Source organism: Streptomyces sp. NPDC042100, from assembly GCF_055582325.1.
Map to the genome: position 1 here is coordinate 1 of NZ_JBVJDK010000002.1, position 19779 is coordinate 19779.

Consider the following 19779-nt stretch of genomic DNA (forward strand, 5'->3'; position numbering starts at 1 on the left):
CCACGGCCTCGACGCTCACGCCGTGGCGGGTGCAGATGGTCACCACCGCCGACAAGAACCTCTACCACACGGCCCGCGACAGCAACTGGGACTGGTCGGTCTTCGGCGACGTCCAGAAGGCCGCCGGGACCATCGGCGACATCCAGCTCGCCGCCGACGCCGCGATCTCCGGCACCAACCACGTCCTCGCCCTCGGCGGCGACGGCATCGTCTACCAGGCCACCCGCAACCCCAGCGGCACCTGGGTCAAGTTCAAGCCGCTGACCAGCGAGCTCGGAGCCCTCGCCGGGATCCGGAAGATCTCCGCCACCTCGACCGGCAGGGGCCTCGCCCTCGTCGCCGTCACCGACGGGCGTGTCTACCACGCCGCCCGGGACTCGGCCGGCAAGTGGAGCAAGTGGGGCGACGTCACCTCCGCCGTCGGCACCATGCCCGGCAAGCCCACCCAGATCACCACCACCCACGTCGGCGCCATCACCCACGTCGGCGTCGTCGTGGACAACGGCCGAGCCCTGCACACCATCCGCAACGCCAACGGCACCTGGGGCAAGTGGGGCGACATCACCAAACTCACCGGAGCCCCCGCCAAGATCAGCGGCATGGCCTTCGCCGGCACCGGAAACGACATCCAGGCCGTCCTGGCCGAACCCAACGGCGAAATCAAGCACGTGATCCGCTCCGGGAAGAACGGCACCTGGGGCAAGTTCGGCGATCTCACCCCGGTCCTCGGCACCGGCGAGATCCACAGCATCAGCGCCGCGTCCGCCGACGACGAGTTCCACACCACCACCATCACCAGCGGCACCATCAAACACACCGTCCGCCACACCAACGGCACCTGGGAACCCGCCGACACACCACCCGGCGCCCCCACCAACCCCACCCACCTCGCCATCACCGGCAGCTGGAACTAACACCCCGAACCCGTGTAGGGGCCGGCTTGTGCCGGCCCCTACACGGGCAACACCGCATCAGTGCCGGCCCGCCCCCTCCAGCCCGCCTCGCAGAGGCCGCGGCGAATGCGCAGCCGCATGACCCGGCACGTCGAGTGGCCCTGTCGGCGTCCGGGGCGTCCAAGCCGAGGGGTGCTCGTTCTCAATTCCGCAAGCAGCCCTTGGAGCACACCACCAGGAGGAACCCGTGTCACACCCGCAGCGGCTCACCCCCGAAGAGAAGCTCGCCGACGCGAAGGGGCGGCTGGGCCTCCCGCGTATCGTCGTGATCTGCGGTTCCACCCGCTTCATGATCCAGATGGCCGAGGCCGATGTGCGGGAGACCCACGCCGGGAAGATCGTCGTCAAGCCGGGCATCGACATGAAGTCGCCCCACGCGCTCTGGTCCGACCCGGTCGAGGCCACGGCGCTGAAGGTCCGGCTCGACGCCTTGCACCGGGCGAAGATCCGGCTCGCGGACGAGGTGCTCGTGGTCGGCGACTACATCGGGGACAGCACCCGATCCGAGATCACCTACGCCCGGTCACTGGGCAAGCCCGTGCGGTTCACGCACCCCGCCGTCGACCCCGACGCCTGACCGCCAGGTGTATTGATCACGGGCGTTGTTCACGCGGGTGATCAATACACCTGGCGGATCAGCGGATCAGCGGCCTCCCGAGGCGGCCGTAAGACCGTCCCGCGCAACCTCGTCGTCCCGGGCCACCTCGCCGCCCCGAGCCGCCTTCGCGTCCCGCTCCTCCGCGTCCCGCAGGGCGTTCATCTCGGCCCGCTGTTCCGGCGTGCGGTAGTCGGAGAAGTACACCAGCGTCATCGAGGTGAGGAAGGCGGCGGCGATGGCGATGGCGTAGGTCGCCGCCGGGGAGAACACCGGGATGGTGAGCAGGGAGGTGAAGGCGAAGGCGTTGGCGTCGACACCGCCGAGGGTGCCCACGATCACGCCGCCCACCAGGCAGCCGACGACCATGCGCGGGTAGATCCGCTTGAAGCGCAGGTGGATGCCGTACAGCGAGGGCTCCGAGATGCCGCCGAACAGGCCGGCGGCCAGCGCTCCGGAGGCCGTCTGGCGCATCTCCTTCTCGCGGTGGCGCAGCGAGAGCAGCAGCACGCCGGCGGTGGCGCCGAAGCAGGCGAAGTTCCACGCGCCCATGGGGCCCTGGATGAAGTCGTAGCCCAGGACGTTGATGTTCTGGAGCATGAGGGCGTTCAGCGGCCAGTGCAGGCCCAGCGGCACCAGGAACGGGTACAGCAGCGGAATGATGACCGCGAAGACCATCGGGGCGTTCTCGTTCAGCCAGGACAGGCCCTCGCCGAGGCCGTTGCCGGCCCAGACGCCCATCGGGCCGATGAGGAAGGCGGTCGCCGGGATCATGATGAGCATGCTGAAGAACGGCACGAACACCATGTGGACGTTCTCCGGGAAGACCCGCTGGAGCCCCCGGTAGACCAGGGCCAGCACGGCGACCATGAGCAGCGGTACGAAGACCTGGCCGCCGTAGTCGTTGAGTTGCATCGGCAGGCCGAAGACGTGCGCCACGCACTGCTGGGCGCCGAGCGTCGCGTTGGTGGTGCAGGTGACGCCGGGGACCTTGCCCTCGGCGCCGAGCATGCTGGTGAAGTTCGGGGTCATGACCGCGGCCATCACGGCGGTGCCGACCCAGGGGTCGATCCGCAGCTTCTTGGCCGCGTTGTAGGCCACCATGATGGGGAGGAAGAACAGCACCGAGCGCCACATCGCGTCGACGAACACCCAGGTGGCGGACTTGTCGGCGGCCCGGGTGTCGATGACGCCGAAGGCTTCCAGGACGGCGGTTCCGGCGATGATCAGCGAGGCGCCCAGCAACACGCCCATGAGGGGCCGGAACGAGTCGGAGAGATACTCGAAGAAGTTGTCGACCAGGGCGTAACGGCCGCGCCCCTTCGCCCGGACGGCGGCCTTGACCTCCGCGTCGGACTGCCCGCCGGACGCCTCGCCGGACGATCGGCCCCGCGCCCCCTCCGACGAACCGCCCTCCATGGAGGGCAGGTTCATGATGGCGGAGTGGACGCGCCCGACGGCGCCGCCGATGACGATCTGGAAGCGGTCGCCGGACTGCGGGACGGTGCCCATGACGCCGTCGAGGGCGTCGAGGGCGGCCTTGTCGACCTTGGAGCCGTCACGGAGCTGGAACCGGAGCCGCGTCGCACAGTGCGTCAGACTCTCGACGTTCCGGGGTCCGCCCATCAAGCGGAGGATTGTTTCTGCTTGTTCCTCGGTTTCCCGTGCGGATGTGCTCACTATGCGTCCTTGCATATGGTGAAACGGATATGGCCGAGCAGGAATCGGTCCGTCACACGACTACGGGTGACTGACGTCCACTCATGATTCATCGCCATACCGCGTCCGGCAGGTCCCAAAGGCCCCGGAATGCGGAGCCGTTGGTCCCGAGAAGCGAGACCGCCGCCGGTGCCGGTCCCGGTGCCGACGTCGCCCGAGGCGGTCATCCGGGCCGGCAGGTGCGGTGGGCACGCCCGCTGACGCACGCTCACCTGCGCGATGGTGAAGGCCACCGCGCCCCACGTCATGCCGAACTGGCCGAGGACGAGCGGGGCGACCGGGAGCGCGGAGGCGGCCCCGCCCTGGGCCCCGGCCGCCGGGAAGGCCGCCGTGGAGACGCCCGCGAGCAGCAGGCCGACCGTCATGGTGCGGCCCGCGTCGAGCCGGGCCCGGACCTTCGGAAGGGTGAACGCGGCCAGCAGGCCGCCGAGCGTGCCGACGCCCCGGCGTGGAGGGTGTCGATCGCGACCACGGGGACGCATCGGACACCCTCCCGCACGGTCAGGCCGCCCGGTTCACGGAGAAGACGACCCGGACGCCGACCGTGGAGTTGATCCGCTCGTTGAGCCCCCAGATCCGGCCCTGCGCCGGGTCGTAGCCGAGGTTCTGGGTGTAGACGGGCGCGGTGGTCAGGACGTGCGGGGCGGTGTTCGGGGCCGCCTTGTGGATGCAGGAGTACGGGGCGCCCGACGGGTCGCCCGAGCCGCCGCCGACGCCGCTGGGGCAGTCGCCCGCGAGGTACCAGTCGGTGCCGTCGGTCGCGGCGCCCTGCATGGCCCAGATCGGCGACGTATAGGCGGCGGTGGCGTGTCCCGCCGGGATTCCGGTGGCCGGGTCGAGGGCCCAGCGGACCACCCGGCCGCCCGCGGCGCCCGGCTTGTACTCGGCGGAGACGAGCCCGGGTTCGCCGGTGCGGTCCAGGCTCAGGGAGTTGAGGCAGGGCCGGTCGCCGGTGGCGGTGGAGCAGGCGCCGCCGTCGGCGGTGGTGACGTACTGGCCGATCATCGGCAGCGCGTAGGAGCTCCAGCGGGCGGACGAGGTGGTGCCGGAGACGCCGACGGCCTCGGTGCTGGAGTTGACCTTCCAGATGTGCCGCAGGTCGTAGACCTGGAGCCAGCGCCCGTTGGCGACGAAGACCTTGTCGCCGTACCAGACGACGCCGTCGCTGTGGCTGGAGACGCCGGTGAAGCTCCCCTTGCCCTCGGCGTCGACGGTGGGGCGGACCAGCAGCAGGTGGTTGTAGCGGATCTGGCCGCCCTCGGCGTTGACGAGGCTGAGGCGGCTGAACTCGTTGGCGACCTTGGCGCCGCCGGTCTGCATCCCCCGGCTGAAGTGCCAGGAGGCGAGGAAGGCCGGGCGGCCCTCCCACAGCCCGCCGGGCTGGGCGTCGTACGACCCGGTGAGGCCCTGCGGGGTCCAGCCGCCCGCGTCGGTGTACGAGTTGGAGGTGTCGTCGGCCTTGTCCCAGCAGAAGCCCGAGGGGCTGAGGGAGGCGGCGAGGCCGGTGGTGTGGCAGAGGCCCGGCCGGCCGGTACGCCCGCCCGAGGTGAGCACCTGGGTGGCGTTCCGGACGGTGACGGCGCCCTGGGTCTCGACGGCCTCGATGGCGGCGGCGTTGTCGGTGAAGGTGGTGCCGGGACGGAGCTGGAAGCTCTCGACGGTGGCGGCGTCCACCGCCGCGAACGGCATGGCCGCCTGGGCGGGCGCGGCGGCGACGAGGGAGGAGGCGAGGGCGAGGAGAGCGGCCCCGAGCACGCCGAAGCGGGTACGTGGTTTCTGAAGCATGGCCAGAGATCCTAGGCGGGCCCGGACGCGCCCCGGACGGCGCCCGGCGCGGAGCGCAGGACGTGGTGGAGCTCGCCGAGGCCGCCCGGACCGAGGGTCCTTCGGTGGCCGGGGTCGGCGGCGATCGCTTCGAGCAGGGCCCGTCCGCGCGCGTCGCCGCGCAGCGCGAGCCCGGACGCGGCGGCGATCCGCCCCGCCAGGTCCGGGTGCCCGAGCTGCTCCGCCAGCGCGGCGCGCAGCCCGGGGGTGTCGGCGCGGAGCCAGGCCAGCCGTTGCAGCACGGGCACCCGCACCTCGGGTACGGGGTCCCCGGCGAGGCGGACGAGGGCGTCGAGGACCTCGGGGTCGGCGGCGGGGTCCTCGGGGTGCGGGGGCAGCGCCGCGCCCACGCAGCGCCGGACCCCCGCGTCGGGATGGCGGGCGTGCCGGAGGAAGGCCCGCGTCTGGCCCGGCCGGCAGTGCAGGCCGAAGGCGTGCATCACGGCCCGGAGGGTGTACGGGTCGTCCTCGGTGTCCAGCAGCGGGCGCAGGAAGCCGGCGGCCTCGTCGGCGAACGGCGCCTCGACGTCCTCGACGGAGATCTGGGGCGGGAGGCCCAGACCGCCCAGGGTGGCGATCCCGAAGAGCCGGTGGAGGCGGGAGGCCCCGTCGCGGGCGAGGTCGCGGGCCCAGACGAAGGTCTCCCGGTCGAAGCGCAGGCCCAGCCGGAAGGACGAGGAGAACCAGTCGGCGTGCTCGGGGTCGCCGGAGACCAGGGCGCGGGCGAGGAGTTCGTCGGCCGGGCGGTGGATGCCGAGCGCGGCCTCCATGTCGGTGACGATCGCCCGGTGGGCGGGCGGGGGCAGGGCCCCGGCGTCGAGGGCGTCCCGGGCGGCGCGGAGGGCCCGCCGGTGCGGGCCGCCGCCGAGCGCGGACGCCCGGGGCTCCGAGGGCGGCATGGCCTGGAGCTCGGACGCCCGGGGCTCCGAGGGCAGCATGGCCTGGAGCTCGGCGGCCCTGCCGTGGGCCGCCGCCCAGGTCACCGGGTCGAGCCCGTCGGGCCCGGGCCGGTCCAGGTCGACCCGGCCCGTGAGCGCCGCGACGAGCTCGTCGCGGCCGGCCCGCAGGGCGGCCCAGAACAGGGTGGCGGCGACGGCGGGGCCGACGGGGGCGTGGCCGTCGAGGAACTCGGTGACGGTGAGATCGTCGCCGCGCTCGACGGCGGCCAGGAGCGTGGGCAGTTGCACCGGGTGATGATGCCCGGGAGGGTGGGGCGGGGCGAGTGGTTTACGGGGAGACTCGTCGCCCCCTCCCCCCTCCCCCCCGGCCCCCATCCCCCATCCCCCTGCCCCCTCCCCTCTGCCCCTCCCCGGCGTCAGCTCCCGATGCTCTGCTCGGAGGTGTTGCCGCCGATGACGGCGCTCTGGCTGTCACCACTGGGGCCGGGCCGCCCGGCGTGATGGGTGTGTCCGGCGTGCTCGGCGTGATCGGCCTGTCCGGCGTGCTCGGCGTGCTCGCCGCCGGTGCCGAGGATCCCGGCGAGTCCGCCGCCGGGCAGGTCGAGCGGCGCGGCCTGGGCGGCTCCCGCGCCCGCGCCGAGGGCGGCACCGGTGGCGAGGAGGAGGGCGGCGGCGAGGGCGCGCCGGGAGGTGCGGAGTGCGTTCATGGGCTGCCAACGAGCGGGCGAGGAGGGGGGTTGCGCGCCGCGCCGGGTGGGGGCCCGGGTCAGATGATGTGCCCGGTGTTGACCCCCTCCACGGCGACGAGCGGCCGGCTGAGGACGAGTTCGCCGACGCCCTTGTTGACGTCGCCGCCGACGCCCTCGGCGGTGACGTCGGGAGTGTCGCCTCGGCCGACGAGTCCGGTCGGGTCGGCGTGGGCGGTGCCGGTCAGGGAGAGGGCGGCCCCGGCGAGGGCGAGGGCGGCGAGGACGCGCTGGGTGTGCTTCACGGCCTGCCCAACGAGCCCGCCGGGGACCGGGACACCGGCCCTCCCGGCGTTCTGCCCCGGGCCGCGTGGCGGACGACAGGGACATCGGGCTCTACCTTCACGCCTGGGCCTGGTGCGACAGCGGGACCGGCGAGTTCCGGGTGAGGGCTACCTGCCTCGCCACGGACTACGGCCTGTTCGCCACCGGCCCCTGGACGAGGCCAGGCCCGGGGACGTACTCCGACCTCTGGTGCGGAGACCCCTTCCATACGGTCACAGACAGGTGGGTGGAGACCAGGTAACCCTCCCCAGCCGGGACAAGCAGGGTGTCCGAACTTCAACGGGCCAAGTCGACACACCCGGCGGCCTACGCTGTTCCCCGTGAACGAGATGCCGCAGGACCACCGCCCGGCCAAGAGCATCCGGGTCCTCCTCGCCGAGGACCAGGGCATGATGCGCGGGGCGCTCGCGCTGCTGCTGGGGCTGGAGCCCGACATCGAGGTCGTCGCGCAGGTGGGGCGCGGGGACGAGATCGTGGACGCGGCGCTGCTCGCGCGGCCCGAGGTGGCGCTGCTGGACATCGAGCTGCCGGGGCGTTCGGGGCTGGACGCGGCGGGTGACCTGCGGGACGAGGTGCCGGACTGCCGGGTGCTGATCCTGACGACGTTCGGGCGGCCGGGGTATCTGCGGCGGGCGATGGAGGCGGGGGCGGCCGGCTTCCTGGTGAAGGACGGGCCGGTGGAGGAGCTGGCGGAGGCGGTCCGGAAGGTACTCCGGGGGGAGACCGTCATCGATCCCGCCCTCGCCGCCGCGGCGCTCAGCGCGGGCCCCAATCCCCTGACCGCCCGCGAGCGGGACGCGCTCGGGGCGTCGGTGGACGGGGCGACGATCGCGGACATCGCCGAGGCCCTGCACCTGTCGGAGTCGACGGTCCGGAACTACCTCTCCTCCGCGATCGGCAAGACGGGCACCCGCAACCGCATGGAAGCGGTCCGCGAGGCCCGCCAGCAGGGCTGGCTGTAGCCGCGCGTCAGCCCTTCCGCTCCCGCGCGTAGCGCTCGTCCATCGTGCACACGAAGTCCGGGTCGTCGCTCACGCACAGGGTGCCGCCGGCCTCGATGACGTTGACGGTGAGCTCGCACGCCCCGAACTCCTGCCCCTGGAAGGTGAGGCCGAGCGAGTCGCCCGAGGCAGCGGTCTCGTCCCCGCCCTCCGAGCCGCCGCGGTCGACGAAGAACACCCAGCTCCCGGTGGAGTCGCCGTCAGGGCAGGACGGGTACGTGTACGAGTCCAGGCCGACCGACTCGAACCGGAAGGTGTGGTCGGCGGCGAAGGTCACCCGGCCGCCGGAGTCGCCCGCCCACGTTCCCACCAGGTCGTCCCGCGTGATCGTCGTCGTCTCCTGCTCCCAGAAGTGGCAGGAGGTCGCCGCCAGCAGAGCGGCCGTCACCGGAAGCACGCGCGCCCGTCTCCCCCACCTCGCCACGCTCATCGCCCTCACTTCTCCCGCTCCCGCCCCGGCAGCCACGCCGCCATGAGGACCGACGTCGCCAGGAGGACGCACGCCGCTACCCGGAAGGCCGCCGCGTAGCCCTCGGTCAGGGTCGTGGCGGTCGGGGTGTCCGTGGTCCAGGCGGCCGCGACCGTGGAGAGGATCGAGAGGCCCAGCGCGCCGCCCATGGTGCGGGAGGTGTTGATGAGGCCCGAGGCCAGGCCCGCGTCGGCGGGCGGGGCGCCCGTCGTGGCGAGGACCGCGAGCGGGGTGGAGCCGACGCCGATGCCGAACATGATGAGGACGCCCGGGATCAGGATCGACGTGACGTACGTGCCGTCCGGCGTCATCGTCGACTGCCAGGCGAAGCCGCCCGCGGCGATCAGGATGCCCGCGACCGCGACCGCGCGCGGGCCGAAGCGGGGCAGCAGGCGGGGGGCGAGCTTGGAGCCCGCGATGACGCTGACGGAGCTCGGGACCAGGGCGAGGCCCGCCTGGAGCGGGGTGTAGCCGAGGACGTTCTGGGCGTACACCGTCATGAAGAACCACGAGCCGAAGGTCGTCGACGCGCACAGCGCCATCGACGCGTTGGCCGCCGACACCGCCCGCGTCCGGAAGACCCGCAGCGGCATCAGCGGGGCCGCCGCCCGCGTCTCCCAGAACACGAAGGCGCCCAGCAGCAGCGCGCCCGCCGCCAGCGGGGCGAGCGTCGAGGGGGCGCCCCAGCCCGCCTCCTCCGTCTGCACGATCCCGTACGCGAGGGTCGCGAGACCGCCCGTCACCAGCACCGCGCCCGGCAGGTCCAGCCTCCGCCCGCCCGGTACCCGGCTCTCGGCCAGCCACAGCCACGCGCCGACCAGGACCAGCGCGCCGATCGGCACGTTGATGAGGAGGACCCAGCGCCAGGAGAGCAGGTCCACCAGGAGGCCGCCCACGAAGCCGCCGGCCGCGCCGCCCGCCGCCCCGACCGCCGTCCAGGTGCCGACCGCGCGGGTGCGCGCCGGGCCCGCCGGGACGGCGGCGGTGAGCAGGGTGAGCGTGGAGGGGGACAGGATCGCCGCGCCGAGGCCCTGCACCGCGCGTGCGGCGAGCAGCTGCCAGCCCTCCTGGGCCAGCCCGCCCGCCACCGACGCCAGCGTGAAGAGCGCGAGGCCCGCCACGAACATCCGCTTGCGGCCGAACAGGTCCGCCGCCCGGCCGCCCAGCAGCATGAAGCCCGCGAAGGCGATCGCGTACGCGTTGATCACCCATTGCAGGCCCGCGGCCGTCAGGCCCAGGTCGGTCCGCATCGACGGCAGCGCGACGTTCACCACCGACACGTCCAGCACCACCAGGAACTGACCGGCGCAGGCGAGCAGGACCACCAGCCAGAGGCGGGCGTCCGGACCGGGGTCCGATATGGAGGAGGGCGTGGCGTTACTCGTGTCGGTTCGCGGCATGACGGTCATGGTCGCAGACCGGCCCCGCCCCGTACATCGCCCCTTACATCGCCACGTATGCCGAGACGAATGCTGAGACTAACGCCGGGACGTTTTCCGAGACGTACACCGGCCGGAGCCCCCGCCTGTCCGCCCCGCCTGTGCGCCCCCCCTTACCCCCGCCGCAGCAGCGTCACCACCGCCGCCCCGCCCAGCCCGATGTTGTGCGCGAGCCCCACGTCCGCCCCCGGCACCTGTCGGCCGCCCGCCTCGCCGCGCAGTTGCCAGACCAGCTCGGCGGCCTGGGCGAGGCCCGTCGCGCCCAGGGGGTGGCCCTTGGAGATCAGGCCGCCGGACGGGTTGACCACCCACCGCCCGCCGTACGTCGTCGCGCCCGACTCGACGAGTTTGCCCGAGGCGCCCTCCTCGCACATGCCGAGCGCCTCGTAGGTCAGCAGCTCGTTGATGGAGAAGCAGTCGTGGAGCTCGATCACGTCCACGTCCTCGATGCCGAGCCCCGACAGCTCGTAGACCTCGCGCGCCGCCGCCCGCGACATCGGGCGGCCGACCACGTCGATGCAGCTCCCGGAGGCGAAGGACTCCTCGGTGTCGGTGGTCATGGCCTGCGCGGCGATCTCCACCGCCCGGTCCCGCAGCCCGTGCTCGGCGACGAAGCGCTCGGAGACGACGACCGCCGCCGCCGCGCCGTCCGAGGTCGGCGAGCACTGGAGCTTGGTCAGCGGGCGGTGGATGGTCTTGGCAGCCAGGATCTCCTCGACCGTGTACACGTCCTGGAACTGCGCGTTGGGGTTCTGCGACGAGTGCCGGTGGTTCTTGGCGGCGACCGCCGCGAGCTGCGCTTCGGTGGTGCCGTACCGGTCCATGTGCTCGCGGGCCGCGTTGCCGAAGATCTGGGCGGTGGGCGGGGACATCTCGAAGCCGTGCCCGGCGGCCATGATCCCGTAGTGGCGGGCGACCGGCGAGGTCTTGAAGTCGCCGCCGTCCGAGCCGCCGCCGAGCGCGCCGCGCGCCATCTTCTCGAAGCCCAGCGCCAGCACGCAGTCCGCGACGCCGCCCTCCACGAGCTGCCGCGCCAGCATCAGGGCGGAGGAGCCGGTGGCGCAGTTGTTGTTGACGTTGTAGACGGGGACGCCGGTCAGGCCCAGTTCGTAGACGGCCCGCTGGCCGGCCGTGGAGGCCTGGAAGCAGTAGCCGACGGGCACCTGCTCGACCAGCCCGTACGGGATGCCCGCGTCGGCGAGCGCGGCCGTCCCCGCCTCCTTCGCCATGTCCCAGTACTGCCAGTCCCGGGTCTCCGGCTTCTCGAACTTCGTCATCCCCACACCGACGATGTACGCCTTCGTGGAATTCGTCCTACGCGTCGCATTCATCGAAGTCCCTCCCTCGTCCTCGGTCGCTCGGTCGCTCGTTCGCTCGGTTGCTCGGCTGCCCGGTCGCCCGGTCAGTCCCTCGGCAGGCCGAGCAGCCGCTCGGCGACGACGTTCAGCTGTACCTGGGTGGTGCCGCCCGCGATCGTCAGGCAGCGCGACATCAGCAGCCCGTGCACCGCCCGCTCCCCCGGGCCCTCGCGCAGCGCGCCTTCGGGGCCGAGGAGTTCGAGGGTGAGTTCCGCGAGTTTCTGCTGGTGGACGGTCTGGACGAGCTTGCGGACGCTGGCGCCGGGCCCCGGTTCGAGGCCGGAGACCTGGAGCAGGGTGGTGCGCAGTCCGATGCAGGCGAGCGCGTGCGCCTCGGCGACGAGGGCGCCGATCCGGGCGCGTACGGCTCCGTCCTCGTCGCCCGCGCGCTCGATGAGCGCTTCGAGGCCGGTGTCGAAGGCGACCTGGTCGGCCATGTGGACGCGCTCGTTGCCGAGGGTGTTGCGGGCGACCCGCCAGCCGTCGCCGGGCTCGCCGACGACGGCGTCGGCGGGGAGCACGGCGCCGTCGAACCACACCTCGTTGAAGAGCGATTCCCCGGTGATCTCCTTGAGCGGCCGGATGTCGATGCCGGGGGTGTTCTTCATGTCGACGATGAAGTAGCCGAGCCCCTTGTGCTTGGGGGCGTCGGGGTCGGTGCGGGCGAGGAGGATGCCGTAGTCGGCCCACTGGGCGGCGCTCGTCCACACCTTCTGGCCGGTGATCCGCCAGCCCGTCCCGTCCTCGGTGCGTTCCGCGCGGGTGCGGAGGGAGGCGAGGTCGGAGCCCGCCTCGGGTTCGGAGAAGAGCTGGCACCACTGCTGTTCGCCGCGCAGCGTGGGCCCGAGGTGCCGGGCCTGCTGCTCGGGCGTGCCGTACGCGAGGAGCGAGGGGACCACCCAGGTGGCGATGGACAGCGGGCTGAGCCGCACCCCGGCCGCGTCCATCTCGCGCTGGACGGCGAGCTGGCGTACGGGCCCGGCGCCGAGCCCGTACGGGGCGGGGAGGTGCGGCGCCGCGTAGCCGGTGCCGGCGAGGGCGCGGCGGGCGGCGCGCGGGTCGAGTCCGGCGGCGGGCGCGAGCGCCGCGCGGGCCTCGGCGCGGAACGCCTCTGCCTCCGGCGGGAGTTCGACGCGCAGTTCGCGCCGGGTCCCGGCGGCGGCGCGGCGGACGGCGGCGATCCGGTGCCCGTCGCCGCCGCCCAGGAGCTGCCGGGCGACGAGCGCGCGGCGCAGGTGGAGGTGGGCGTCGTGTTCCCAGGTGAAGCCGATGCCGCCGAGGATCTGGACGCAGTCCTTGGCGAGCCCGTACGCGGTGTCGAGCGCGGCGCCCGCCGCGAGCGAGGCGGTGAGCGAGCGCGCGTCCACGGTGTCCTCGCGGGCGGCCCGCGCGGCGTCCCAGGTGAGCGCGCGGGCCTGCTCCAGCCGGACCAGCATGTCGGCGCAGAGGTGCTTGACACCCTGGAACTGCCCGATGGGCCGGCCGAACTGCACGCGGGTGCGGGCGTGTTCGGCGGCGATGTCGAGGGCGCGGGCGGCGGTGCCGCAGGCGTCGGCGGCGAAGAGGACGCCCGCGAGGTCGGCGACGAGCGCCGGGTCCCCGACCGCGACGACCCGGTCCGCGGGCACGAAGACGCCGTCGGCGGCGACCTCGGCGGTCGGCCGGGTCGGGTCGGCGCTCTCGTGCGCCCGTACGGCGAGGGTGCCGGCGTCCACCGCGAGCCACACGGTCCCGTGCGGGGCCCGCGCGGCCAGCAGCAGCAGGTCGGCCTGCGCGCCGCCGAGGACCGGCGGGGCGGTGCCGTCGAGGACGTAGCCGTCGGCGGCGAGCGCGGGCGCGGCGGTCAGGCCGCCGGGTCCGAGCGCGACGGCCCCGGCCCGCTCCCCCGTCGCGAGCGCCCCGGCGTCCTCGGCGCGTCCGGCCCGGTGCAGGACCTCGGCGGCGAGGACGGTGGGGAGGTACGGGCCGGGCAGCAGCGCCCGGCCGGCCTCCTCCAGGACCACGGCGAGGTCCACGAGGTCCCCGCCGCCGCCCTCGCACTCCTCGGGCAGATGGATGCCGAGGAGCCCCTGCGCGGCGGCCCCGTCCCAGTAGCCGGGCCGGCCCGTCGCGCCGCCGGGCGCGTCGAGGTGCTTGCGGACGTCCTCGGGCGGTACGGCGCGGGTGAGCCAGCCCCGGACGGATCGGGCGAGCTCCCGCTGTTCGTGCGTGATGGCGATGCCCATGGCACGGCAGACTAGAACACGTTTCAATCTGACGGAAGGTCAGAAACGCGGCGGATCGCGGGCGGATCGCGGAACCCTTGGGGGCAACGCGTGCACCTGTGCTTGCCCGTCACGTGACGGGCTGCGCCTCCTGGCCGACGCGGTCAGAGACGGCCTGGTCGAGGATGTCGGCGAGTTCGGCGGGGGCGGACAGCATCGGCCAGTGCCCGGTGGGCAGGTCGAAGCGCCGCCACGGCGGCTGGTTCAGGTAGTCCAGCATCGGCACCCCGGCATCCAGCAGCCCCGTGAAGTCATGGCAGGTGACCAGGACACGGTCGACACCGGGACCGGGCTCGGTCGGGCCGGCGAGGCGCTGGGTGTAGGTGCCGAACGGCTGAGGGGTGGCACGCGAGCGCAGAGTGTCCCGCCGGCCCTCGTCGAGTCCGTCGAGGCTGCCGGACAAGCCCAGGACCTCGAACGGCGGCATCGGCAGCCGCCACCCGTCGCCAGACGCGTCGACCTGCCGGCGGAGCTGGTCCGCCGCCTGCGGTGGCATGAGGTCAAGCATGCACATGCCCGCGGCGAACGGGGCGCTGTCCACATAGACCACACGCTCCAGCCGGTCACCGAGACGTCCCGCCGCCCCGGTCACCGGAGCAGCCGCGTAGCTGTGGGCGACCAGCGTGACCTCGCGCAGATCGTTCAGCTCGACGAGTCCCGTGATGTCCGCGATGTGCGCGTCCAGGCCCGTCTCCGGTCCGCCCTGGTCCGCGTGCTCGGCCAGGCCGGTAAGCGTCAGCGGGAGCGTCGTGTGACCGCGCTCCCGCAGCGCGCGGGCGGTGTCTTCCCAGGCCCACGCCCCGAGCCAGGCGCCGGGTACGAGTACGAAGGTGGCCATGTGATCTCCCAGAAGTAGGTGCCGCGGGGAGCGTAAAGTCGATACAGGACAGAATCCGCCCTGAAATGTCGAGTGATCCGTGTCGCATCCCCTCACCCGTGTGCTGACCCTGCTGGAACTCCTCCAGTCGAACGCCCGACTCACCGGGGCGGAGCTGGCAGACCGCCTGGACACCGACGTCCGAACCGTGCGCCGGTACACCGCCCACCTGCGGGAACTGGGCATCCCCGTGGAAGCCGAACGTGGCCGCCACGGCGGCTACCGACTGGCTCGCGGCTACCGGATGCCACCTCTGGTCCTCACCAACGAAGAGGCCCTCGCCGTCGTGCTCGGCCTGCGCGCGGCAGAGCGTCTGGGCATGGGCACTGCCGCGCCGGCCAGTGCCGGCGCCTTGGCCAAGATCGAGCGGGTGCTCCCGCACGCCCTGCGCGAACCGCTCGCGGCCATGCGGGAGACCCTGTCCTTCACCGCCGACGCCGTGACCGGTCAGGCGCCCGGCACCGGCGTCCTGCTGGCACTCGCCCAGGCGTCCCGCGCCCGCACGACCGTCGGCATCAGCCACCAGTCCTGGCGCCAGGCACACACCGAACGCGACATCGACCCCTACGGCGTGGTCTTCCACACCGGCCGCTGGTACGTCGTCGGCCACGACCACCTCCGCGACAGCCTGCGCACCTTCCGCATCGACCGCATCAGCTCCGTCACTGCCCGAGCCGACAGCTTCACCGCACCCGACGGCTTCGACCCCGTCGTCCACCTGACCTCGACGCTCGCTCAGGGGTCCTACCGCTGGCACATCGAGGTGACGATCCACGGCCCCCTCGATGAGATCGCCCGCCGGCTGCCTCACTCAGCGGTGACCCTCGCCGCCCAGCCCACCGGCGTTCTCATGCGCACACGGGCAGAGCAGCTGGACGGCATGGCCCACATGCTCGCCTCCCTGGAATGGCCCTTCACCATCCACCAGCCCGACGAACTACGACAGGCGCTCGAAGATCTGGCCGCCCGGCTCATCGCGGCCGCCCAGCGGCGACCGGAAGGACCGTCGCGGTAGATGCCATCGGCCACGTCACAGCGCTCTGACGCACGACGCCGAGGACGGCACCCCTGATTGTCAGTGGCGGGTGCCAGGGTGTGGAACAGCAGCCGGGACCGCCGGCGTCGAGTGAATGAGCGAGCACACCATGGGCACTTGGGACATCGGCCCCTTCGACAACGACACGGCCGCCGACTTCTCGTACCGCATCGACAAGGCCGAGGGCCCCGACGCCAAGGCGGCCGTCCTCCTCGTCGCCCTCCGCGAGGTCACCGAGACCGGCGACGACGACTTCCTCGACTCGGACATCGCCGTCGAGGCCATCGCCTCCGCCGCGCTCATCGCCGCGCAGTGCCCCGGCGGCGAGCCCGTCACCGTCTCGTACGGCCCGAAGGAGCCCCTGCCGCCCCTCCCGGCCGACCTCCGGCCCACCGCCGTCGCCGCCCTCGACCGCGTCCTCGGCCCGGAGTCCGAGCTCAAGGAGCTCTGGGAGGAGTCCGACGGCGACCAGTGGAAGGCCGTCATCCTGCGGCTACGCGCGGTCCTTGCGGGCGCGGACGCGTAGCCCCACCGCCACCGCCGTCGCCGCCACCACGGTCACCGCGAGCAGCAGCAGCGTCGGGTTCAGCCACCCCGGCACGACCTCCCGCCCCGCGCACACCAGACTCACCGGCAGCACGCTGGACGAGTCCGGCGACACCTTGATGCCCGCGTTGAACCAGCAGGCGTCCTCGGGGAAGAGATACGGCTGGTACGACAGCCCGTACGCGTGCACCGCCGCGCCCGCGATCCCCGCGAGCACGGCGACCCACGTCGCGAGCCTCGCCGGCGCGGGCGCGGTCAGCCCGCGCCCGCGCCGCCGCCGCAGCCAGGGGGTGGCGGCGATCCCCGCCCAGAGCACCAGGATCAGGACGAGGGCGACCGGCCCTAAGAGCTCCATCGGCGATCAGCGCCCGAGACGGCCTTCGGCGGCGGCCGTCACGAAGGCCGCGAAGGCCGCCGGGGCGGCCAGGAACACGGGCCCGGCGGGCCGCTTGGAGTCCCGCACGGCGACGTGCGCGGTGAGGTCGGCGACCTCGATGCACTCGCCGCCGTTGGAGCTGCTGTACGACGACTTGCTCCAGGCCGCGACACCGAGCGGGGAGCATTCGACGCAGTCGCCGCCGTCGGAGCCGCTGTACGAGGACTTACGCCACCGCAGGTCCTGGTTGGTGCCCATACCGTTCCTCCATCACGCGTGCGATCAGCGCCGCCGTGTCCTCCCGGGAGAGGGCAGCGGCTTGCAGCCGAGCGTATCCGACGGAACGTTCCCTGATCACTTGCGGATTGGCGGTCATATGCCCGGAGTCGTAGCTCTCCGCGTAGAAGATGTCCGGGTCATCATCGAAGCGCAACAGGCTGAACGAACCAGTCATCGCCGCATGCTGCCCCACCCCGAACGGCAGCACCTGCACCTGGATCCACTGGTGGTTGCGAAAGCTCAGTAGGTGCGTGAGCTGCTCCCGCATCACCTCGGCTCCGCCGATCTCCCGGTACAGGACCGCCTCGTCCAGGACGACACAGACCACGGGCGGATTCTCCCGCTCCAGGATGCGCTGGCGCTCCATTCGGGCGGCGACCTGCTCCTCGACCCGCTCGGGCATCTCGACGCTCAGGACCGCCCGCGCATACGCCGACGTCTGAAGCAACCCGTAGACCAGTTGGGACTGGTACGTCGAGATGTACGTCGCCTTCGCTTCCATCTCCGCGTACGGCTGGAACCAGTTCGGGAGCTGGCTCTTGAGGACCAGGCCGATCAGGCGGCTGAACAGGCCGCCCGTCATCAGCGCGGCGTCCAGGCGCTCGGAGAACTGCCGGGTCGGCAGCTTCTTCGCCGTCTCTATCTGCCCGATCAGCGAACCCGTGCAGAAGAGGATGTCGCCCAACTGGTCCTGGCTGAGCTTCGCCTCCTCCCTCAGCCGACGTAACTCCGAGCCGTAGTAGTCCAGCGGCGAGGCGCTGGGGTCGAGACTACGGGTGTTGGCCACGGCGAGGTCACCCCCTCAAATGGACGCTTCTACACGTTGACTCCACTCCGTAGCCGAGCGTAGGGAAGCGACTCCACTCTGGTGGCATGAATCACGGAACAGACCTCTATCCAGCGGAACTTACCGCCAGCTACCGGATGGGCTTCACCGTCGGTGAGCACTCCGCCGGTCACATCCGCCACATCCTGCGCATGTTCCTCGCGCGTTGGGGGCTCGACAAGCTGTCCGATTCCGGCGGGCTCGCGCTCACCGAGCTCATCGCGAACGTCGTGCGGCACGTGCCGGACCGCCGCTGCACCGTGCTGATCCTGCGCGAGTCGCACGGGCTGCGGGTGGAGGTGGCGGACGGCGTGGCGGGGCCGCTGGCCGCGCGGGCGGCGGGGCCGCTGGAGGAGGGCGGGCGGGGGCTGGCGCTCGTGGAGGCCGTGACGGACCGGTGGGGGGTGGTGCCGGGGCCCGAGGGGAAGACGGTGTGGTTCGAGTGCGACGGGTAGGGCAGCATGGGCGCCCGTAAGCGCGTACCCGCCAGTAGGAGGAGCCGACCATGGTCGCCACCGAGCCCACCCCCGAGATCCTCGCCGCCTTCGAGGCGGCGAAGGGCTTCATGCCCGTCAAGGAGGGGCTCGCGCTGTACGCGGCGGCGGCCGGGGCGGCGGAGCTGGGGCTGCCGCTGCTGGAGGTCGGCACGTACTGCGGGCGTTCGACGATCCTGCTGGCGGACGTCGCGCGGGCGGCGGGGACGGTCGCGGTGACGGTGGACCACCACCGGGGCAGCGAGGAGCAGCAGCCGGGCTGGGAGTACCACGACGCGAGCGTGGTGGACCCGGAGGTCGGCGTGATGGACACGCTGCCGACCTTCCGGCGCACCCTGCGCAAGGCGGGGCTGGAAGACCACGTGATCGCGGTCGTGGGGCGGTCGCCGCAGGTCGCGAAGGTGTGGGCGGGGCAGCTCGGCTTCGTGTTCGTGGACGGCGGGCACACCGACGAGCACGCGACGGCCGACTACGAGGGCTGGGCGCCGAAGGTGGCGCCGGGCGGGACGCTGGTCATCCACGACGTGTTCCCGAACCCGGAGGACGGCGGCCAGGCCCCGTACCGGATCTATCTGCGGGCGATCGGGTCGGGCGACTTCGAGGAGGTCGCGGTCACCGACTCGCTGCGCGTGCTGCGCCGGCGCGTCAGTACCTCCTGAGCAGGGGCTGCGTGCTGCACCGGAACGAGCCCCCGAGGGACCGGGTGACGCTGAAGTCCACGTACTCGACGTGGACGCCGAAGTCCTCCAGCCGCTTCCCCACGGAGGCGAAGACGGGGTCGGTCACATAGACGTCGGGGCTGAGCGGGAGTCCGTTGGTGGCCAGCAGGGTGGCCTGCTCCAGGTCGACCGTGACCCGGTCCCAGTCCCTCAGCGACTCGGGGAGGCCGTCCGGCAGCGCCTCCTCGCAGACGACCAGCAGGCCCTCCCGCACCAGCCCCAGCGCGCAGTCGAGGTGCAGCATCCGCTCGTGCAGCCGGACGGTCTCCACCGTGTAGCCGTGCGGCTCCAGGAGCTTGGCCAGCCAGCGGATGCCCGGCGGGTTGGAGGCGAGCCCCGAGGTGCCGACGAAGACCCGCCGGCCCAGGACCAGGACGTCGCCGCCTTCGAGGAAGGGCCCGGGGCCGAGGGTCGGGTCGTCCGGGGCGGCGACCTCGGGCATCGGGACGGCGACGTAGGCGCAGTCGGCGGGATACACCTGCTCGCGGATCACCTCGCGCACCGGCAGCACCTCGCGGCGGCGGTGCAGGAAGCGCATGGACGCCTCCACGACGTGGTGGCCGACCGTGAAGAAGGGGTCCCGGGCGAAGAAGTTCGCGTATCCGTCGGATCCCGCGGCCTCCTTCTCCGCCGGGGTGAGGAGCCGGGGGCTGTGCACCCGTACGCCGTGCCGTTCGAGCACCGTGCGGAACTCCGCCCGCTCCTTCTCCCAGCGGGCCTGCCGGGCGGGGTCGGTGTCCCGTAGGTCGCCGCCGCCGCCCGCGCTCCTCGCCGGGGATTCCTCGGGCAGGAACCGCATGTCGTGCGAGGTGGCGGCGGACGCGGGGATGCCCACTTCGCTCCGGGCCAGCACCACCGTCCGCAGGGGGGCGAACTCGCTCTCGACGTAGACCTCGGACACGTCGGACGCGTCGGACACCTCGGACATCGACTCTCCTTCCGGCGCATACCGGGCGAATAGCATGGATTCCCGTCCGAATATAACGCGGTCCCGCCGGGAACGCGGACGGGGCGCCCGGCCCGGACGTACTCCGGGTCGGACGCCCCGCGCTGAGCCGGGTGCCCCGAGGCGGG

Annotated in this window: 22 protein-coding genes; 7 read left to right on the forward strand and 15 right to left on the reverse strand. The window is 72.8% G+C overall.

The genetic code is table 11. The features are described from left to right. Both ACZ6J5_RS04195 and ACZ6J5_RS04200 read left to right on the forward strand, forming a co-directional pair. Window positions 1–914 (forward strand): hypothetical protein (locus ACZ6J5_RS04195; protein WP_469387461.1); only part of this gene is annotated, 914 nt, incomplete at its 5' end. A 226-nt stretch (window positions 915–1140) separates the two neighbouring features. Further along, window positions 1141–1530, forward strand: coding sequence for a hypothetical protein (locus ACZ6J5_RS04200; protein WP_469387463.1), 390 nt, complete (start codon window positions 1141–1143; stop codon window positions 1528–1530). 66 nt (window positions 1531–1596) lie between these two features. On the opposite strand, the gene ACZ6J5_RS04205 is transcribed toward ACZ6J5_RS04200, so the two are convergent. The 6 genes from ACZ6J5_RS04205 to ACZ6J5_RS04230 all read right to left on the reverse strand — a co-directional run bounded on the left by ACZ6J5_RS04205 (window position 1597) and on the right by ACZ6J5_RS04230 (window position 6981). After that, a complete protein-coding gene (locus ACZ6J5_RS04205; RefSeq protein WP_469387465.1) occupies window positions 1597–3243 on the reverse strand; it encodes a PTS transporter subunit EIIC in 1647 nt (548 codons plus the stop codon). Next, the gene (locus ACZ6J5_RS04210; protein ID WP_469387467.1) at window positions 3228–3749 is read right to left on the reverse strand and encodes a hypothetical protein; all 522 of its coding nucleotides are present in this window, start codon (window positions 3747–3749) and stop codon (window positions 3228–3230) included. The genes ACZ6J5_RS04205 and ACZ6J5_RS04210 overlap by 16 nt, the downstream gene beginning before the upstream one ends. A gap of 19 nt (window positions 3750–3768) precedes the next feature. After that, entirely contained in the window at window positions 3769–5052 is a 1284-nt protein-coding gene (locus ACZ6J5_RS04215; protein ID WP_469387468.1) for a hypothetical protein, read from the reverse strand. A gap of 11 nt (window positions 5053–5063) precedes the next feature. Next, window positions 5064–6278, reverse strand: coding sequence for a hypothetical protein (locus tag ACZ6J5_RS04220; protein ID WP_469387470.1), 1215 nt, complete (start codon window positions 6276–6278; stop codon window positions 5064–5066). 128 nt (window positions 6279–6406) lie between these two features. Further along, complete coding sequence (locus ACZ6J5_RS04225; RefSeq protein WP_469387472.1) at window positions 6407–6697, reverse strand: hypothetical protein; 291 nt, start codon at window positions 6695–6697, stop codon at window positions 6407–6409. A gap of 59 nt (window positions 6698–6756) precedes the next feature. Then, window positions 6757–6981, reverse strand: coding sequence for a hypothetical protein (locus ACZ6J5_RS04230; protein WP_469387474.1), 225 nt, complete (start codon window positions 6979–6981; stop codon window positions 6757–6759). 369 nt (window positions 6982–7350) lie between these two features. On the opposite strand from ACZ6J5_RS04230, the gene ACZ6J5_RS04235 reads away from it, so the two are divergent. After that, on the forward strand, window positions 7351–7983 hold the full coding sequence (locus tag ACZ6J5_RS04235; protein ID WP_469388641.1) for a response regulator: 633 nt from the start codon (window positions 7351–7353) through the stop codon (window positions 7981–7983). A gap of 7 nt (window positions 7984–7990) precedes the next feature. Here the strand turns inward: ACZ6J5_RS04235 and ACZ6J5_RS04240 are convergent, their stop codons facing one another. The 5 genes from ACZ6J5_RS04240 to ACZ6J5_RS04260 all read right to left on the reverse strand — a co-directional run bounded on the left by ACZ6J5_RS04240 (window position 7991) and on the right by ACZ6J5_RS04260 (window position 14390). Further along, window positions 7991–8419 carry a hypothetical protein gene (locus ACZ6J5_RS04240; protein WP_469387478.1) on the reverse strand — a complete coding sequence of 143 codons (429 nt, stop codon included), beginning with the start codon at window positions 8417–8419 and terminating at the stop codon, window positions 7991–7993. Between the two features lie 38 nt (window positions 8420–8457). After that, a complete protein-coding gene (locus ACZ6J5_RS04245) occupies window positions 8458–9900 on the reverse strand; it encodes an MFS transporter (RefSeq protein ID WP_469387480.1) in 1443 nt (480 codons plus the stop codon). Window positions 9901–10043: 143 nt separating this feature from the next. Next, window positions 10044–11414 (reverse strand): lipid-transfer protein, encoded by a 1371-nt coding sequence (locus ACZ6J5_RS04250; RefSeq protein WP_469388642.1) that lies wholly within the window; start codon window positions 11412–11414, stop codon window positions 10044–10046. Then, on the reverse strand, window positions 11333–13513 hold the full coding sequence (locus ACZ6J5_RS04255; protein WP_469387482.1) for an acyl-CoA dehydrogenase: 2181 nt from the start codon (window positions 13511–13513) through the stop codon (window positions 11333–11335). Before ACZ6J5_RS04255 ends, ACZ6J5_RS04250 begins: the two co-directional genes overlap by 82 nt. Before the next feature lie 109 nt (window positions 13514–13622). Further along, the gene (locus tag ACZ6J5_RS04260; protein WP_469387483.1) at window positions 13623–14390 is read right to left on the reverse strand and encodes an alpha/beta fold hydrolase; all 768 of its coding nucleotides are present in this window, start codon (window positions 14388–14390) and stop codon (window positions 13623–13625) included. A 100-nt stretch (window positions 14391–14490) separates the two neighbouring features. Between ACZ6J5_RS04260 and ACZ6J5_RS04265 the strand changes: the two genes are divergently transcribed. Next, window positions 14491–15444: a helix-turn-helix transcriptional regulator gene (locus tag ACZ6J5_RS04265; protein WP_469387486.1), complete on the forward strand. Its 954-nt coding sequence runs from the start codon at window positions 14491–14493 to the stop codon at window positions 15442–15444. 130 nt (window positions 15445–15574) lie between these two features. Next, a complete protein-coding gene (locus ACZ6J5_RS04270) occupies window positions 15575–15991 on the forward strand; it encodes a DUF4259 domain-containing protein (RefSeq protein ID WP_469388643.1) in 417 nt (138 codons plus the stop codon). Here ACZ6J5_RS04270 and ACZ6J5_RS04275 read toward each other — a convergent pair. The 3 genes from ACZ6J5_RS04275 to ACZ6J5_RS04285 are packed head-to-tail and all read right to left on the reverse strand — an operon-like array spanning window position 15959 to window position 17453. Beyond that, the gene (locus tag ACZ6J5_RS04275; RefSeq protein ID WP_469387488.1) at window positions 15959–16366 is read right to left on the reverse strand and encodes a hypothetical protein; all 408 of its coding nucleotides are present in this window, start codon (window positions 16364–16366) and stop codon (window positions 15959–15961) included. The two genes, ACZ6J5_RS04270 and ACZ6J5_RS04275, sit on opposite strands and share 33 nt — an antisense overlap. A gap of 6 nt (window positions 16367–16372) precedes the next feature. Further along, on the reverse strand, window positions 16373–16645 hold the full coding sequence (locus tag ACZ6J5_RS04280; protein WP_469387490.1) for a DUF397 domain-containing protein: 273 nt from the start codon (window positions 16643–16645) through the stop codon (window positions 16373–16375). Continuing rightward, window positions 16614–17453, reverse strand: coding sequence for a helix-turn-helix domain-containing protein (locus tag ACZ6J5_RS04285; RefSeq protein WP_469387492.1), 840 nt, complete (start codon window positions 17451–17453; stop codon window positions 16614–16616). Before ACZ6J5_RS04285 ends, ACZ6J5_RS04280 begins: the two co-directional genes overlap by 32 nt. A 137-nt stretch (window positions 17454–17590) precedes the next feature. On the opposite strand from ACZ6J5_RS04285, the gene ACZ6J5_RS04290 reads away from it, so the two are divergent. Together ACZ6J5_RS04290 and ACZ6J5_RS04295 are read left to right on the forward strand one after the other, a co-directional pair. Continuing rightward, complete coding sequence (locus ACZ6J5_RS04290) at window positions 17591–17947, forward strand: ATP-binding protein (RefSeq protein ID WP_469387494.1); 357 nt, start codon at window positions 17591–17593, stop codon at window positions 17945–17947. Window positions 17948–17997: 50 nt separating this feature from the next. Next, a complete protein-coding gene (locus ACZ6J5_RS04295; RefSeq protein WP_469387495.1) occupies window positions 17998–18645 on the forward strand; it encodes a class I SAM-dependent methyltransferase in 648 nt (215 codons plus the stop codon). On the opposite strand, the gene ACZ6J5_RS04300 is transcribed toward ACZ6J5_RS04295, so the two are convergent. Continuing rightward, complete coding sequence (locus ACZ6J5_RS04300) at window positions 18632–19633, reverse strand: dimethylarginine dimethylaminohydrolase family protein (RefSeq protein ID WP_469387497.1); 1002 nt, start codon at window positions 19631–19633, stop codon at window positions 18632–18634. The two genes, ACZ6J5_RS04295 and ACZ6J5_RS04300, sit on opposite strands and share 14 nt — an antisense overlap. Window positions 19634–19779: the final 146 nt, after the last annotated feature.